This is a genomic window from Acanthopleuribacter pedis (genome assembly GCF_017377855.1).
Classification (GTDB): Bacteria; Acidobacteriota; Holophagae; order Acanthopleuribacterales; family Acanthopleuribacteraceae; genus Acanthopleuribacter; species Acanthopleuribacter pedis.
Genome location: NZ_JAFREP010000017.1, coordinates 177,310 through 192,706 on the forward strand (window position 1 = coordinate 177,310; position 15,397 = coordinate 192,706).

Sequence of the window (15,397 nt, forward strand, 5' to 3'; positions counted from 1 at the left end):
CCTCACCGAAACGTGACGGGGGCGGTTGTGGGAAGCCCCGCCGTTGTTACGCGGCTTTCAGTAGTTGAAAGCGAAGCCGTTCGCCGGTAGTGGGATCGAAGAAAACGGCTTTGTTCATGTCGAACATCAAATCCATTGATTGGCCCGGTGTCCCCGCCGTGTCGGGGCGCACCCGTGCCAGCACCTTCGTCTGATTGATCGAGGTGGTGACCAGGGTGTCGGGTCCGGTTGGCTCACACAGATGAACCGGGCACGCGTGGCCGCTGACGCCGCGCTCATCCAAGCGCGATGTCACCACGTGGGTGATTTGTTCCGGGCGAATGCCGAGAACCACGTGCTTGCCGAGCCAGGGCTTCAAGTCGCCGCTCGCCTCGAGCACAAAATCACCGCCTTCATGGGTCATCTTCACACCAAAGCCCTGTGAGGACGAGCCGACTACCTCACAAGGAATGAAATTCATCGGGGGTGAACCGATGAAATCAGCAACAAAGCGGTTGGCCGGATCGTTGTAAATTGCGTCCGGTGTGCCGAATTGTTGCACCTCGCCGTTGTTGAGCACGGCGATGTAATCGCCCAGCGTCATGGCCTCGATTTGATCGTGGGTCACATAAACGATGGTGGTTTTCAAACGTTGATGGAGTTGTTTGATCTCGGCGCGCATGCTGACCCGCAGCTTGGCGTCCAAGTTACTCAGGGGTTCGTCGAATAAGAAGAGTTTGGGATCGCGCGCCAGAGCGCGGCCCATCGCCACCCGTTGCCGCTGACCGCCTGAGAGCTGGGCGGGTTTGCGGTCGAGCAGGTTTTCGATTTGCAGCATGCGCGCGATACGGTCGACGATTGCCGCCTGCTCGGCCTTGGGAACCTTGCGAATTTCCAGGCCGAACAGAATGTTTTTGCGCACATTCATGTTGGGATACAGCGCGTAGGATTGGAACACCATGGCGATGTCGCGATCCTTGGGGCTGAGTTGGTTGACGTTGCGATCACCGATCAAGATTTCGCCCGAGCTGGGCGATTCGAGGCCGGCGATGATGTTGAGCAGGGTGGACTTGCCACAGCCGGAAGGGCCGACCAGGGTCAAGAACCGACCCGCTTCGATGGATAGATTAATTCCCTTCAAAATGTGTGTATTGCCGAACGATTTTTTGACGTTTCGGATTGTAAGAGCGCTCATGATTCCATCCTTTGGCGTCGGCACACGGCCGCTAACCTTTGACCGCGCCGGCCGTCAGGCCCGCGACGAAATGTTTGCCGGCCAGTATGTAAACCACCAGCGTGGGTAGGGCCGCGAGCAGCGCCGCCGCCATGTCGACGTTGTATTCCTTGACGCCCGTGCTGGTGTTCACCAGGTTGTTGAGCGCCACCGTAATCGGTTGGGTTTCGCCGGACGAATACACCACGCCGAACAGGAAATCGTTCCAGATCTGGGTGAATTGCCAGATCACACTGACCACAATGATCGGTCCCGAAAGCGGCAGAATAATGCGCCAAAAAATAGTGAAGAAGCCGGCGCCGTCGATGCGTGCCGCTTTAACCAGTTCATCCGGGACGGCCACGTAGAAGTTGCGGAAAAACAGCGTGGTAAAAGCGAGTCCGTAAATGACGTGCACCAAGATCAAGCCGCCGGTCGTGCCCGCCAAACCAAGCAGGCCGAGCGTGCGTGCCATCGGCAGCAGGATGACTTGAAAAGGGATGAAACAACCCACCAGCAGCATGCCGAACAGCAACTCGCTGCCGCGGAAACGCCACTTGGTGAGGACAAACCCGTTGAAGGCACCGACCGCGGTGGAAATCGCCACGGCGGGGACCACGATCATGAACGAGTTGGTGAAGGTGCCGCCCATCTTGTCCCAGGCTTTGGCCCAGGGTTCAAACGTCAGTGTCGCCGGGAGCGAGAGCAAGTTGCCGGCCCGAATTTCGTCCATGGTTTTGACCGAAGTAAGCAACATAACGATCAGCGGCAATAAGAAGTAAATCGCGGTAAGGATCAGCGGCACGTAGACAACGGCGCGCATCAGGGGGCGTTGTTTCACCCCTGGCATCGACTCAACCATGGTTTTTCCCCCGAAGTTCCGAGTAAAGGTAGGGCAAGACAATGCCCAATACGCCGCCCAACATGACCATGGCGCTGGCTGAGCCCAGTCCGATTTGGCCGCGGGTGAAGGCGTAGGTGTACATAAAGGTGGCGGGCAGGTCGGTGCTGTAACCGGGACCGCCGCCGGTCAGCGCCATGACCAGGTCGAAGCTTTTGACCGCGATGTGGCCGAGGATCATGAAGGTAGAGAAAAAGACCGGGCGCAGGCTGGGGATGATGATGCGGGTGTAGATGCGCCAGGTCCCGGCGCCGTCGACCCGTGCCGCTTTGATAATCGCGTCGTCAATGCCGCGCAGTCCGGCCAGGAACAGCGCCACCACAAAGCCGGTGGATTGCCAAACCCCCGCGATCACAATGGTGTAGATCGCCATGTCGGGATTGACCAGCCAGTCGAAGGTAAAACCCGTCCAGCCCCATTCGTGCATCAGTTTTTCCAAACCCAAACCGGGCGTGAGCATCCATTTCCAGGCCGTGCCGGTCACGATGAAAGAAAGCGCCATTGGGTAGAGGTAGATCGTGCGCAGGGTGCCTTCGATGCGAATGCGTTGGTCGAGCAGGACCGCGATCAGCACGCCGAGTGCCAGGCAGATCAGGATGAAGAGGCCGCCGAAGAGCAGGAGGTTTTGACAGGCGACCCACCAACGTTCGGAGGCCCACAGTTTTTGGTATTGGATGAAGCCGGCCCAATCGTATTTGGGGAGGAGCCGGGATTTGGTGAACGAGAGGTAGCCGGTCCAGAGAATGAACCCGTAGACAAAAACCAGCGAGAGAAGAAAGCTGGGCGCGACCACCAATTTGGGTAACCACAGTTCGAGGGTTCCGCGCCGGCCGCGTTTGGCGACCTCGGTGCGCGCTTGCGTCGCGGGGTGGTTCGCCGTGTCTTTTGGGTTGTTATCGGGAAGGTCGATGACCGCGTCGATTTTAAGCGGTTCCGATTTTGACATGATGATCTCCAAACATGCGGTGCCGCGGGAAAGGTCCCGTGAGGCGCAGGGATCCCAGGGCACAGCGGGGGCATCCGCGCCGTGGCGGGGTGGATGCCCCCGTTGGTACCGGTGGGCGGCGCGGCGGCGGAAGGGGGGTGCTGCCGCCGCGCCGGGGGTTGTATGGTTTAGGCTACTGAGCCGCCATCACTTCCATAGCCAGGCGTTTAGATGCCTCGCCGGCCTGCATATCGCTGTTGTAGAAGTTGGTGACGACGTCGCAGACCGCGCCGCGAACCGAGGCCGAGGCGGACATGCCGTGGGCCAAACTGGGGACCAAGGTATTTTCTTTGGAGCCCGCCAGGAAATCATTCATCGAGGCGACACCGTAGCGGTCAAAGGCCGCCATATCCATGTTCAACCGCGCCGGAATCGAGCCTTTGTTGAGACTGAACACTTCTTGGAAGCGGGGTTCCATGATGATTTTGGCCAAATCGTTTTGGGCGGCTTGAACTTCTTTGCGGGTTTGTTGGAACATCACAAAGCTGTCGACATTGTAGATAAAGGCACCGCTGGTTTCCGGGACGGGAACGCAAACGTAATCTTCGCCGGGTACCTTGCCCGCGTTGGCGAATTCGGCCTTGGCCCAGTCGCCCATGAACTGCATCGCGGCTTTGCCGTTGATGACCATGGAGGTGGCCAAGTTCCAATCGCGGCCGGGTGCGTCTTTATCCGTGTATTGTTTAATGGTTTTTAAGATGGCGAAGGCGCGGTTCATGGTATCGCTCGTCAACGCCTTGCGGTCGAGGTCCACAAAGGCTTTGCGGTAAAAGTCGGCGCCGCCGATACCGAGGACGATGGATTCAAAAATCGTTGCTTCCTGCCAGGGTTTTCCACCGTGCGCAACCGGGATATAACCCGCCTTTTTTATTTGTTCGGCGGCGACCGTGAATTCGTCCCAGGTTGTTGGGATTTTGGCGCCGGCCTTTTCAAATACCTTGGGATTGACCCACATCCAATTGACGCGGTGAACGTTGACGGGTACGCCGACATAGTGGCCTTCGTGTTTCATGGCTTGTTTGATCACGGTGGGCAGCAGTGTGTCCCATTGGCCGCGGGCCGCAACCGTGTCGAGGTTGGTGAGCACGCCTTCTTCCGCCCATTCTTGGATGGAGGGCCCTTTGATTTGGGCGGCTACCGGTGGGTTCCCGGAAAAAACCCGTGATTTTAAAACGGTCATGGCACTTTCGCCGCCGCCGCCGGCAACGGAAAAGTCTTTCCAGGTATGACCTTGTTCTTCCATAAGTTGTTTCAGCACTTCGACGGATTTTGATTCTCCGCCGGAGGTCCACCAGTGCAGGACCTCGACTTCCCCGGCCGTGACCGGGCTACTGAGCCACAAAAGGCAGCTCAAGAAACCGATTCGGAATCCCATGAGTTGTTCCCCTTCCTATCGAGCAACCCGCGTGTTCCGGCCAAAAGAGACACCAACGGGGCAGGAGGTCGCGGTCCTGTTCGGGGTCGCGTAACGACGCGACGCTTCGAAAGCATTGGTGGCTGATCGCGGGTGAAAAGTCCAGTCGGCCGGCTTTTAATAGGGGTAACGCAAAAAGGTTGGTGAATCGTGCAACCCTATGTCAAAAAAAGGTGATTATTGTGAAACAAATCGCCAAACGTTTTGTTTACATAGCGTTGGCTGGGGGCAAAAAATGAGGTTGTTCTGGAGCGTCGGCCCGCGGTTCTGGTGAGCCTTAGCTTTCCAAAAAGTTGAGCAGCCAGGTGTGGGCGATTTTGAGATGGGTGGCGACCGTGCGTTCGGAGAGGTCCATACCACGGGCAATCTCGGCATTGGTCAAGCCGCCAAAGTAACGCAGCTCAATCATACGGCAGTGTTTGACGTTCATTTTCTCTAGGACCTCGAGTGCGTCGGCAATACGCGAGGGTTCGTAGGTTTGGCCGCCCGCCTCGGATTCGTCGAGCGGTACCGCTTCCCAATCGCCACGTCGTTTTTGCGAGGTTTTTTTGCGGGCGTGGTCGATAATCAGTTGCCGCATGCCGCGACAAATGAGGGCATAGAAGTGGATGCGGTCCTGGTAATGGATATCTTTGTCGGCCAGTTTGAGGTAAGCCTCGTTGACCAACGCCGTGGGGCTGAGCGTGTCGGAAGGACGTGCGCCCAAACGGCCCGCCAAGCGCTGCAGCTCGCCGTAGACTTGCGCGATAAGTTGTTCGCGCGCACCTTGGTCGCCCTGGTTAATGCGCTGCAGTAGTTGCGTCACATGTCCTTGCCCGGCCGTCACGCTGGTTTCCCCCGTTGCCTGATACCGGGCGACCGCGGGTCGCTCGGCGATGATCTGGTGATTGTCCCGATAGGGCGCCGCCGGCACCGTCGCGGCTCGGAACAGGGGCATAGGTCGGGGTTCCGAGTCGGCGAAGCGCCCGATGACGTTTACAGGTGAATCCCTTAAAGGCTACCATGAAATGAAGAACAAATTGATTTGTGAACAACCGCCGCGCGCGGGCCGGGTCCGTGCTTGTTCCCGCCCGGTAACGACTGTGCCCGGTTTTGTGGAAGAAACCCTTGGATCTCGAACGCGAAAAAGCCATTTACCGCATCATTGATCAGGTTTACGCGCCGCTTCCCGAGCTGCGTGAGGCTTACCTGCGCGCGGAATGTGGTGATGACGAGGCCCTCTTCGCGCGACTCCAAGCGTTGGTTGCCGCGGATGCCGAGGATGAAGCCGAGGTAGAACGCCGCGCCGGCCGTTCCCTTAATGCCTTGATTGAGGATGTGGCCGACGGGGACGGCTTGCAGCAAGATCTGCAATCCTATGATTGGTATCGCCGCATCTACGGGCCTTTGGAAGAAGGGGCGACGGTCGGTCCCTATCGGATTCAGAAAAAGATCAGTGAAGGCGGCATGGGTCTGGTTTTTCTTGCCGGTCGCGACGACGATTTTCACATGAAGGTCGCCCTGAAGCTGATCAAGCCGGCCATGGTCACCGAGGAAACCCTGGGCCGTTTTCATCGCGAGCGCCAAATTCTGGCCAATTTAAGGCACCGCAACATTGCCCAGCTTTTCGACGGGGGGACCAGCGACGCCGGCTTGCCTTACCTGGCCATGGAGTACGTGGACGGTGAGCCCATCGATCAGTATTGCCGCCGACGGCGTTTGTCGTTGCGGCGCCGTTTGGTTTTGTTTGGCAAGGTGTGTGATGCGGTCAGCTACGCGCACCAGAACTTGGTGATTCACCGCGATCTAAAGCCGGCCAATATTTTGGTGACCGAGGAGGGCGAGCCCAAATTATTGGATTTTGGCATTGCCGGTTTGGTCGACCCCGATTCGCCCAAGGCCCGTCTGCGCACGACACGGCCGTTTATGACCCCCGAATTTGCCGCGCCCGAACAATTCCGGGGTGGCCATTTAACGGTTGCCTCGGATATCTACGCGCTGGGGGTCATTCTTTATTACTTGTTGACCGATTCCCTGCCCTACGCTTTTGACCACCAGCGGCCCGGCGATTATTTGCAGATTATCGAAGGGATGGCGCCGGTAAAACCCAGCCTGCGCACCACCAAAAATGTCGGGGAACATACCGAGATCCATCCCGGTGAGTTGCGCTTTCGACGGCGGAAATTGTTGGCGGGAGATCTCGATTCGATTGTGTTGCACGCGTTGCAGAAAGAGCCGCGAGAGCGGTATCCCTCGGTGGAACAATTCGTGGACGACATTCGCTTGCATTTGGAAGGGATGCCGGTTCGGGTGCGTTCGGCGACCTGGTCCTATCGGCTCGGGAAGTTTGTGGCCCGCAACCATTTGGTCTTAACAACCGCCGCGACTTTTGTGCTGTTGCTGGCGGGTTTTGCGTTTTCTTCAGTGTATCAGTACCGACAAACTTTGGTTGAAAAGGAGCAAGCGCAGCGGGTTACCGAGATTTTGATGTCGTTGTTTGAGATTACGGACCCCTCGTGGTCGCGCGGGGAAACGCTCACGGCCAAAACGTTTTTAGATGAAAGCACGGTGAAGATTAAAGAGGAATTACAGCAGCAGCCTCGTGCTTACACGCGCTTAACCGGTTCCATGGGGCGCGTTTACGCCAAGATCGGGTTTCACGACGAGGCGCGCGCCTTGCTGGAAGAATCCTTGGCCGGCTACGCGCGTCTTGCGCCTGCACCCGATGATCAGATTGAGACCTTGCACGATTTGGCACAATTGTTGGTGACGGCCGGTGAACAGTTGCGGGCCGAGGCATTGGCACGTGAGGCGTCGGTGATGATGAAGGCGCATGGTCGGGACAAGGACCCCCTTTTACGGGCGAAGGTGCAGGCGGAACTGGGGTGGATGTTGGTGTGTAACGGGGCGTTCGATGAGGCCGAGCCGCTGATTCGGGAAGCCTTGCGGTACCAGCGTGAGTTCGCCCCCGAAACGCCGGAGCTGGCAACCATGCTTGGTTATTTAGGGCGATTGTATTTGGGCAAAGGCTTGCCGGAAAAGGCGGATCAGCCGCTTTATGAGGCGTTGGCATTGCGCAGTCGTTTGTTGGGTGGCACCCATCCGCAAATGGCAGAAATTCTCCATGATTTATCGTTGTTGATGGCGGCTCGCGGCGATCGGCGTGCCGCCAAACGAATGAGCCGGGAAGCGCTGGTGATGCGGCGCCGGTTGTTTGGGGATCAGCACTATTTGGTGGCGGCCAACCTCGCGGATTTGGCGCGGATCTTTGCGGAGGGCGGTGAAACGGCCGAGGCCGGGGTTGTTTACCGGGATGCATTGGCTTTGCAGTTGCGCTTGTTTGAGGATCATCATCCCGCGGTGTTGCGCTCGCGTTTTGAACTGGGGCGACTGGCGGTCGCGGAAGGAAAAGGGGATGCCGGTGTTTATTTTGAGGAATTGACACGGGCGCTTCGCGAACATCCGGTGCAAGCCCCTTTCCAAACGGCGGGCATTATGAAGGGGTATGCGGATTTGCTCGCCGGTGAAGCGGCGGCGGATAGGGGAGCAATCGCGGTGCAATGGTATCGACGGGCGCTGCAGGAATACCAGCGGGTCGTTCCGTCGCGGCACCCGCGGGTGGTTGAAACCAACCTGGCCCTGGCGGAGACCTTGCGAAGGGAGGGGCTGTATGAAGAGGCGGCCGAGGTATTAAGGAGATTGAATGAAACAGCGCAAAAATTTCCAGAAATTTTTCGCGAAAGAAAAGTATTATTGGACGGCTTAACCAAGCGGCTCGATGCCGATTGGCGGAGGGTGAAAGAGGTGGCGCGCTAAACCCCGCGGAAGGCAATCCCTCGTAATCGCATGGGTTGCCCCGTAGCGTAATTCCTTGTGAGAAATGCGGGTTGGATGAGCAACCCCAATCATCGTGAGGATGGATCGCCGCCGGTTCGTTTGCCCGCCGTTTGTTTGGCTCGTTTCAGTGCATCCGCCAAGCCCGCCGACTCGGGTTTGGTCGGTATCGGTGTTGGGGGGTTCGTTTTGGGACCTGGGGGCGGGTTTTGGTGGTTTCGCCCGTTGCCCCGGGTCCCGGCGGTTCTTGCCGGGGATTCATTTCCTGTTGACCTTGGCACCATCTCCTCACCCTCAACGGTTCGGGTTCCCTTTTCTGAGACCAAGTAACGCCGTACCATGTCGAACCAACCCAAACGACGTTCCGCGACTTCCAACACAAACAACAGCATCAGAAGGAGACAGACATAAGGACGCAGGTCCAAATAGCCTTGGCCCAAGGGAACCCCGTCCCAGATGCCGCTGGGGCTTAACCATTCCCGGCCGCCGGCCACGCGGGCCAGATCTTGAAGACCACGAAGCCCCTTGTCGTCATCCGCGGGCGCGAATTCAGGTGAGTAGGGTAAGCGGACCGGGGCCAGTTGGCGACTTTCCCGGCTACCAAAAGCAATCGTCGGTAAAACCGTCTCGGAACCGTTCATCGTCGTCTCCGCGATCAACTCGTGCGGGGTATCCCAATGAAAACGCAAGGTTTCGCTTTTTGGCCGGCCGCCGGGCTCGCCCCGTAACACGACCAAACCGGGTTGCCGGTCGAACGGGTCGCGGGTTCGGTTGGGATCGAGGTGGATCCGCGCGGAAAACATGCCGTCCTGCCAACGGGTTGTGACCACGCTGTTCCCCGGCAGGCTTTGGCCCGTACCGCCGACCCAGCGGGCCAGCGAGGCAAAAAAGTCACCGTACAGCGGCCAGCGCGCCAAATCACCGGTAAAGGTCCCGGCTGCTTCACCCGTGAATGCCATCACCCGACCATTTCCGGCATACCACCACGCCAGAAGCGGGGCACGGTTATCATCCTGGCTCATTAAGGCGATTTGTGCTTCGTCACGCACATAGGTCAAGTTGTAACCACCGAGTTGCGGCGCCTCCTGCCAGTCGCGCGTGCTTAAGCTCTGCATCAAGGGCGTAAACTTCGTGGCCGTGGGCTCTTCTACAAAGGATGAACGTGCCACCAGAAAGGTGTCTTGCGCGAAGATCCGCGGGAGCGAACCCGCGTCATGGGTGAAATAAACACGGCCGCCACCCAAGGTCGCGATTTCTTTTAACAAATCCGCATCCGCGTCCTGTTCGGTGCCTAACGCCACCACACTGACCGTGACATTGGCGGCGCGTAATTTGGCCAGCAGGTTCTTTACATCGCCGGGTTGCTCGGCATCGGCAGCATCGGCAAACAAAATAATGTGGCGAATGTTGCGATCCGCGGAAAGGATCATGCGAGAAGCATTGACCAAAGCCTCGTAAACGTAGATTCCGCCGCCGCCGGATTCTACCGACATAATGCGCCGTTTTATTTTGCGCTTATTTTTGACGGCTTGTAGGCTGAGCACCATGTGGGCTTCGCTGTCGACGGCCCAGTGGCCGTACATATCCACCCCGGAGAGCAGACCGACCACCTCTGCCGAGGCCAGGTTGGCCAGATCCATTTTGGTGCGTCCCCCGCCGACAGTCGCCCCCATGCTGCCGGAACGGTCCAAGGTAATCACCATCGCCATTTGGTGTTTGCGCTGTTCCTTGCGCAGTTCCATCGAAACCGGGAGCACCGGATCAAGCGGCGAACGGTAATAACCGCCGACCCCGTAGGCGTTTTTGCCGCCCAGCATCAAAAGCCCGCCGCCCGAGTCGCGTACCCAGGCCGCCAGCAGGGCGGACAGGGGGTCACCTAACTCGTCGGCGGACACATTTTCTAGAATGACCGCCGCATAGCCGGAGAGACGGGCCAGGGAAGGGTTGAGTCGGGTGGGTGAAAGCGCGTCAAGGGGCAGCCCACTTTCACGAAGTGATCGCGCGAGGACACCGTCCGGTTCATGGGTGACAAGGAGCAGGGGTTTGGGGGCTTCGACAGCCAGCAAGAAGGTCGCGGTGTTGTTTTCTGGCCTGGCGTCGGGACCCTCGGGTGTGAGCATCAATTGGTAACGATGATGGCCGTCGTCGGGTGCCAAATCGCGTAGCAACAAGCGATTGGTTCCGCGAGACAGACCCTGTTCACCGCTTGCGATCACTTGGCCGTCACGGGTAAGGCGGTATCTAACCATCTGGGCTTGCGAGGCTTTTATCCAGGCGTGGATCATGAAACCCTCGCCGGGACCGAGGCTGTTGGGCGCGTCCAAGCGCTGTATCGCGACCGGATCGTTCTGTTGCAAACCCTGGTGCGCGACATCCACGGCAATGCCGCGGGCCGCCAGTCGGCGTGCGGCGTTTTCAGGGCTTTTACCGGTCCATAACCCATCAGAAAGGACCAGGACCCGTCCACTGCTGTCTGGGCTGATGAGGTTGCCGGCAAGGTTAAGCGCCGCGTCGAGGTTGGAACCGTCGCCGCCCAAAACCGTGGTAAAGGCCGGCGTCTGATCCTCGGCAAAACCCTCGGTGAAGGCTTGTGCATCAAAACCAACCAGGGCCAACTTGGTTCGTTGAGCGGGCCGTTGTTCGTGGATGAGGCGCAGCCATTCGTGTTGTTGTTCGTCGCTGTCGGGCGGCATTGAAGCACTGCGATCACAAATCACAACGAGCGTACCTTCTTGATTCGGCAAGAGGTAACGGGGATTGGCGAAGACGAGAAGTGTTGCAAAAACCGCCGCCGCTCGCAGGCAGAACAGCGCGGTACGGCGTCGGTAGGCCCACCAACACAAAGCAGCCAAGGGAAAAAAGAAAAGCAGCCAGACCGGCTGAACCAGCATCATGCCGCCACCGCCAGAGCACGACGACTGAGGAGTAAGTGACCCAGCATGAGGATCATGGCCGCCGCTAAGAACCAAGGGGTTACGTCGGTTGCGTGGCGATCCTGGGATGCCGGCGTGGGTGGATCACCCCAGCTACCAGTCTCCGCGCCGCGCAGGTCGGATTCCTCTTGTTGCATCAGGTTTAGGGCGAGGTCGGTCCGCGTTTCGCTTCCATCTTCCGCGCGGACGATCACTTGGTGAACACCGGGAGTTGTCAAAGGTAACCAAAGCCTGTCCCCGGAAAGGGGAACGACCGTGGCGGGGCCCGTTTCTGGGACGAGGGTCACCGCGGATGTACCCGGGGCCGGCCGCCAGCGGACAGGCTGACCGGCCCGGTAGTTGACCGCGTCGGTACCCGGTAGCGACGCCACGCAAGCGCGAATGAGGTTGTCAAAAAGGATCGGCCAATTGGGGGACAGGGCCAGGTTGCCGGATCCCGGATCGCACTGGAGGGTGAAATGCTGTGCTTGCCGACCGGGTTCGTGGGCGAGCAAAGCCACATCACCAACGGTCACAAGCGGGCGGCCGGGAACCGAGCGTGTGCCCGCGGCCCAAAGCGCGCCACGCAAAACCAAACCCTCGGTTAAGGGGTGACGGCGGTTTAGGATGAACGGACCTTGGTAGACCCGGGTGTGCTTGGGTTGCCGAATCGCCAAGGTCCACCGGCTCGGATCGGGGGGAAGCTTGACCGGCTGGTCGCTATCGTGAATCAGTAAATGGGGTTGGTCGGCGCTCAAGCGAACCATGCCGGTCGCGGTCAAGGCCCGTCGAATGGGTTTCTCAAGATCCTCTTGTTTTAAATCCAGGGCGACGCGGATGGTTGGTTTGGGTTGACGCAGCAGGATGACGCGGTTATCAGCGACCAGGGCGTCGTCGGCGAGCGTCAGGGTCACGCGTGTCGCATTCGGTTGGACCTTTACCCGATGCGCAACAACCTCACCTGGCGCCGCATCAAAGGAATACTGTTGGGTTCGCCCGTCATCACAGGTCACCACGAAGGGTTGGCTACTTTTTCCTTGCATGACCTCAAATAAGATTTCCGATCCACCGCTTTCATCGGCGCGCACCGCGTTCACAAAGGCGCGGTTGTCGGCGGGTAACCCGAAGGCCAAACGTTGTACGCCGGGTGGCGGGGCGTCTGTTGCGCCGTGATCGGTCACGACCCAAATGTGGGCCTGTTCGCCGCCAATCTGGCGCGCCAGGGATTGTGCTTCCTGGAGGTCCGCGCCGGAAGCCTTGCACGACCATTCAGCGGCCAGGCGATCAAAGGCATCTGATTGGTCGGGGGACCAAACGCCCAAGTCCAACAAACGCGGGGACGGCCCGGCCGTGACGAAGTAGACATCTCGAAAGGTCTCCTGTTGGAGCTGTCGGCGCAAACCCGCTAAGGCGCGCGTGCGCACATCGGCGCCGTCGTGAAGGGCCTGCATCGAAAAAGAATCGTCGAGGACTACGCCCAACAGGGGCGCGGCTTCACGGGTTAGCCATTGGGGTCGGGCGGCGGCGAGTACCAGCAAAATCAGGATCAGGATCTCCAAGGGAAGCAGCACGTTGCGGTCGAACTGCTTGGGTTTGGCGCCGGCGCGGGGGACGAGTTCGGCCTGTTGCCACAAAAAAAGATTGGAGACCTGCTGGGATTTCACGCGCCCGACGAAAAAATAGCAGGCGACCAGCGGGATCAAACCGACCAACGACCCTAAAAACCATGGAAATACAAAACTCACGCCATGCCTCCCGAGCGCGCGCGCGGGTCGGCGGCAAACCCATTCGCGACGGGCCCTTCCCCCGGCCGCCTCATGGGGTCTGCACCTGAAGCAGGGAATGAACCATTTCGCGCGGGACCTGCCAGTTTCCCCACATCTGATCCGCATCCACCGCGACAAACAGAACGCCGAAGCGGTGGGCAAGATCGCGCCATAGATGTTGGTGGCGTTGCAAGGCTTCTTGATAGCGGGCCACCTGATCCCGGTCCAGGGCGACCTCGTGGGCCAGACCCGTTTCAGCATCGACCAAACGCCATTTGCCGCCGTGATCCGGTACCATATCGCGGTGGGCCAAAACCTGGACAATCACCGCGGTGACGGCTTCTCTGGCCAGGGTGCGTACAATCGGCGTCGGGTCGCCTTGCCACATTAAGTCTGAAACCAGGAACCGCAAACCCCCGCGGGCAAAAGCCGGCTGTTGCTGAAACGCCAGGTCCGGGGAGCGGGTGTCGGTGAACCATTCAGCCTGCCAATGGGAAGGAAGCGCGTGATGCACCAACCGGGTGAGCCGCGTGCCCGCCAGCCAGGGAGAACAGCGAAAGCCACTGTTTTCGGCGCAACCCGCCAAGAAACTGCAAAACGCCAAGGCGACCCGCGCCTTGTCCGTGTCTGCCAAATTCATCGAGGCCGAATTATCAAGCACCACGTCCACGCGTGGGGTGACCTCCTCGTGAAAACGCTTAATAATGAGCCGATCACTGCGCGCATAGGCCGACCAATCAATACGGCGCAAATCATCTCCTGGCTGATAGTCGCGAAAGTCTTTATATTCTAGGGAACTACCTTGTTTGTGACCTTGTATGGTACCGGCGCGTCCCCGCACACGTTGTCGCGGTGTTGCGAATGAGAAACCGGCCGATGCCTTGAGTCCGCGGGTGAGCGCTTCCTGCCAGGAGGTGTGGTGCATGGTCTAACGCCCCCGCCTGGGTGGTGGGAAAGACGCTTTGGCCTGCTCCGGCGGCGGTGCTTTGAATTGCGCTATTGCACGAAGCACGGCCGGCACCTGAAGCGCCGTCACACCGGCCCCAAGTAGACCCACCACGCCGAGTAAAAGTTCACGATGGCTGCCGCGGCCCAGGGCAAAGGGATTCAGGACAAAAACGATACTGTGCTCCCACAGTTCTTCGCCGGACAAAAACAAAACACCCAAGGTCCAGGGAATAAACATACCGAAGCCGCAAAGGATTAACCCAAGCAGCCAATTCCAATGACGGGAAATGAAACGCGGCCACAAGCGGCGACGCAGGTAAAAGGCACTTAAGCCGTAAAAGACGGTAAACAGGACCAAACCCAAGGCAATTTCAAAGAAGCTAGTATCCAGCTTAAAGTTGGTTCGCACCAGAAACGTCGCAAGCGCCCCGGTGACCATGAGGAAGGACCACACCAGTGCCGGCATCGCCCCGCTGTAAAAAGGAAACAGCAGCATGCGCGGCCACCAAGCGTCGGGAAGGCCGGCCAACATTTGCCGATGGGGTGTTTCCTCCTCACAAATCCCCACGGTGAAACCCACCAATCCGATGAAAATCACCAAAAAGACCAAACCCTCCAGGGCGGAGGTGGAGAGCCATACAGCCCCGGCGACCAAGCTGAGTGCGCTCAGGATGAAGAAATACAGGCGCGGGGCAAAAGCCGGATTGTGGTAGGGGTTTTTGTAGAGACTGGTGGTAAGGAGAAACAAACCGCCGGTAAAGGCAATGAACACCAACGCGGATAGCCAGAGCCGGTTGCTCAGAGAACGCTCGTAGAAGGAACCCCAGCCGCTTCTCAAGAGATCCTCGGTGACGGCATAGGTAATGCCGAACATGGCGAAACAGAAAAAAACATAACCGAGGCCCAGCAGGATTTTCATGTAGACGGGGGTGGGTGCCGAACCCACAAAAACCGCGGTTTGCAGCATAAACACCACCACCACAAACAACACCAGCATGGTCATTAGGATGGTCAGTACATCAATACCGCGCAAAAAGTAGGTGAGTGTCAGAAATGGGGCGGCCGCGCTAAAAAACAAAAAGGACACCATGGATGCGGCCACCAACTTGCCGGCCACGATGCGTTGCGGGGAAAGCGAAGAAATGAACAGCAATTCCATATGCTCGCGTTCCCGTTCCAGCGCGGAGCGAACACCAAAAAAAATGGGTACCAACATCATGCAAACGACCATCAGTATCGAAAACATGATTTCAGCCAGCTCGGTGCCGGAAATATCATCGCTGGAAAGGACCACGGCCGAGGTAAGCAACATCAGCAGGAGGAACAAGAACAGGGCGATCATGGTGAAGCGCCCCCGCACCGATTGCCGTAATTCGCGCACGACAATGGGGTTCAGGTTGTCGTCAAAACGCCGCCATCCATCTTGAAGCTGCTTTATGCCAATCATGACTGCATCCTCCCCATTC

General features: G+C 58.5%; 10 protein-coding genes. 1 reads left to right on the forward strand and 9 read right to left on the reverse strand.

The features are described from left to right. Window positions 1-46 precede the first annotated feature (46 nt). The 5 genes from J3U88_RS18540 to J3U88_RS18560 all read right to left on the reverse strand — a co-directional run bounded on the left by J3U88_RS18540 (window position 47) and on the right by J3U88_RS18560 (window position 5,429). Complete coding sequence (locus J3U88_RS18540) at window positions 47-1,174, reverse strand: ABC transporter ATP-binding protein (protein WP_207860432.1); 1,128 nt, start codon at window positions 1,172-1,174, stop codon at window positions 47-49. A 31-nt stretch (window positions 1,175-1,205) separates the two neighbouring features. Next, complete coding sequence (locus tag J3U88_RS18545) at window positions 1,206-2,015, reverse strand: carbohydrate ABC transporter permease (RefSeq protein WP_423842065.1); 810 nt, start codon at window positions 2,013-2,015, stop codon at window positions 1,206-1,208. 31 nt (window positions 2,016-2,046) lie between these two features. Further along, window positions 2,047-3,039: a carbohydrate ABC transporter permease gene (locus J3U88_RS18550; protein ID WP_207860434.1), complete on the reverse strand. Its 993-nt coding sequence runs from the start codon at window positions 3,037-3,039 to the stop codon at window positions 2,047-2,049. A 172-nt stretch (window positions 3,040-3,211) separates the two neighbouring features. Next, window positions 3,212-4,453, reverse strand: coding sequence for an ABC transporter substrate-binding protein (locus J3U88_RS18555; protein ID WP_207860435.1), 1,242 nt, complete (start codon window positions 4,451-4,453; stop codon window positions 3,212-3,214). A gap of 316 nt (window positions 4,454-4,769) precedes the next feature. Beyond that, window positions 4,770-5,429 carry an ECF-type sigma factor gene (locus J3U88_RS18560; protein WP_207860436.1) on the reverse strand — a complete coding sequence of 220 codons (660 nt, stop codon included), beginning with the start codon at window positions 5,427-5,429 and terminating at the stop codon, window positions 4,770-4,772. Window positions 5,430-5,599: 170 nt separating this feature from the next. Here J3U88_RS18560 and J3U88_RS18565 point away from each other — a divergent pair, with 170 nt between their 5' ends. Continuing rightward, complete coding sequence (locus tag J3U88_RS18565) at window positions 5,600-8,287, forward strand: serine/threonine-protein kinase (protein ID WP_207860437.1); 2,688 nt, start codon at window positions 5,600-5,602, stop codon at window positions 8,285-8,287. A gap of 89 nt (window positions 8,288-8,376) precedes the next feature. Here J3U88_RS18565 and J3U88_RS18570 read toward each other — a convergent pair whose 3' ends face one another. The 4 genes from J3U88_RS18570 to J3U88_RS18585 form a co-directional block, all read right to left on the reverse strand. Beyond that, the gene (locus tag J3U88_RS18570; protein WP_207860438.1) at window positions 8,377-11,199 is read right to left on the reverse strand and encodes a VWA domain-containing protein; all 2,823 of its coding nucleotides are present in this window, start codon (window positions 11,197-11,199) and stop codon (window positions 8,377-8,379) included. Further along, window positions 11,196-12,962 (reverse strand): BatA domain-containing protein, encoded by a 1,767-nt coding sequence (locus J3U88_RS18575; protein ID WP_207860439.1) that lies wholly within the window; start codon window positions 12,960-12,962, stop codon window positions 11,196-11,198. The genes J3U88_RS18570 and J3U88_RS18575 overlap by 4 nt, the downstream gene beginning before the upstream one ends. Before the next feature lie 70 nt (window positions 12,963-13,032). Continuing rightward, the gene (locus J3U88_RS18580) at window positions 13,033-13,908 is read right to left on the reverse strand and encodes a DUF58 domain-containing protein (RefSeq protein ID WP_207860440.1); all 876 of its coding nucleotides are present in this window, start codon (window positions 13,906-13,908) and stop codon (window positions 13,033-13,035) included. Window positions 13,909-13,911: 3 nt separating this feature from the next. Next, window positions 13,912-15,378, reverse strand: coding sequence for a hypothetical protein (locus J3U88_RS18585; RefSeq protein WP_207860441.1), 1,467 nt, complete (start codon window positions 15,376-15,378; stop codon window positions 13,912-13,914). Window positions 15,379-15,397 lie beyond the last annotated feature (19 nt).

Bases quoted from the DNA above. Each gene is read 5' to 3' on its own strand.
- J3U88_RS18540 (WP_207860432.1), bottom strand. From the start codon at position 1,174: ATGAGCGCTCTTACAATCCGAAACGTCAAAAAATCGTTCGGCAATACA.
- J3U88_RS18580 (WP_207860440.1), bottom strand. From the start codon at position 13,908: ATGCACCACACCTCCTGGCAGGAAGCGCTCACCCGCGGACTCAAGGCA.
- J3U88_RS18545 (WP_423842065.1), bottom strand. From the start codon at position 2,015: ATGCGCGCCGTTGTCTACGTGCCGCTGATCCTTACCGCGATTTACTTC.
- J3U88_RS18555 (WP_207860435.1), bottom strand. From the start codon at position 4,453: ATGGGATTCCGAATCGGTTTCTTGAGCTGCCTTTTGTGGCTCAGTAGC.
- J3U88_RS18550 (WP_207860434.1), bottom strand. From the start codon at position 3,039: ATGTCAAAATCGGAACCGCTTAAAATCGACGCGGTCATCGACCTTCCC.
- J3U88_RS18585 (WP_207860441.1), bottom strand. From the start codon at position 15,378: ATGATTGGCATAAAGCAGCTTCAAGATGGATGGCGGCGTTTTGACGAC.
- J3U88_RS18560 (WP_207860436.1), bottom strand. From the start codon at position 5,429: ATGCCCCTGTTCCGAGCCGCGACGGTGCCGGCGGCGCCCTATCGGGAC.
- J3U88_RS18570 (WP_207860438.1), bottom strand. From the start codon at position 11,199: ATGATGCTGGTTCAGCCGGTCTGGCTGCTTTTCTTTTTTCCCTTGGCT.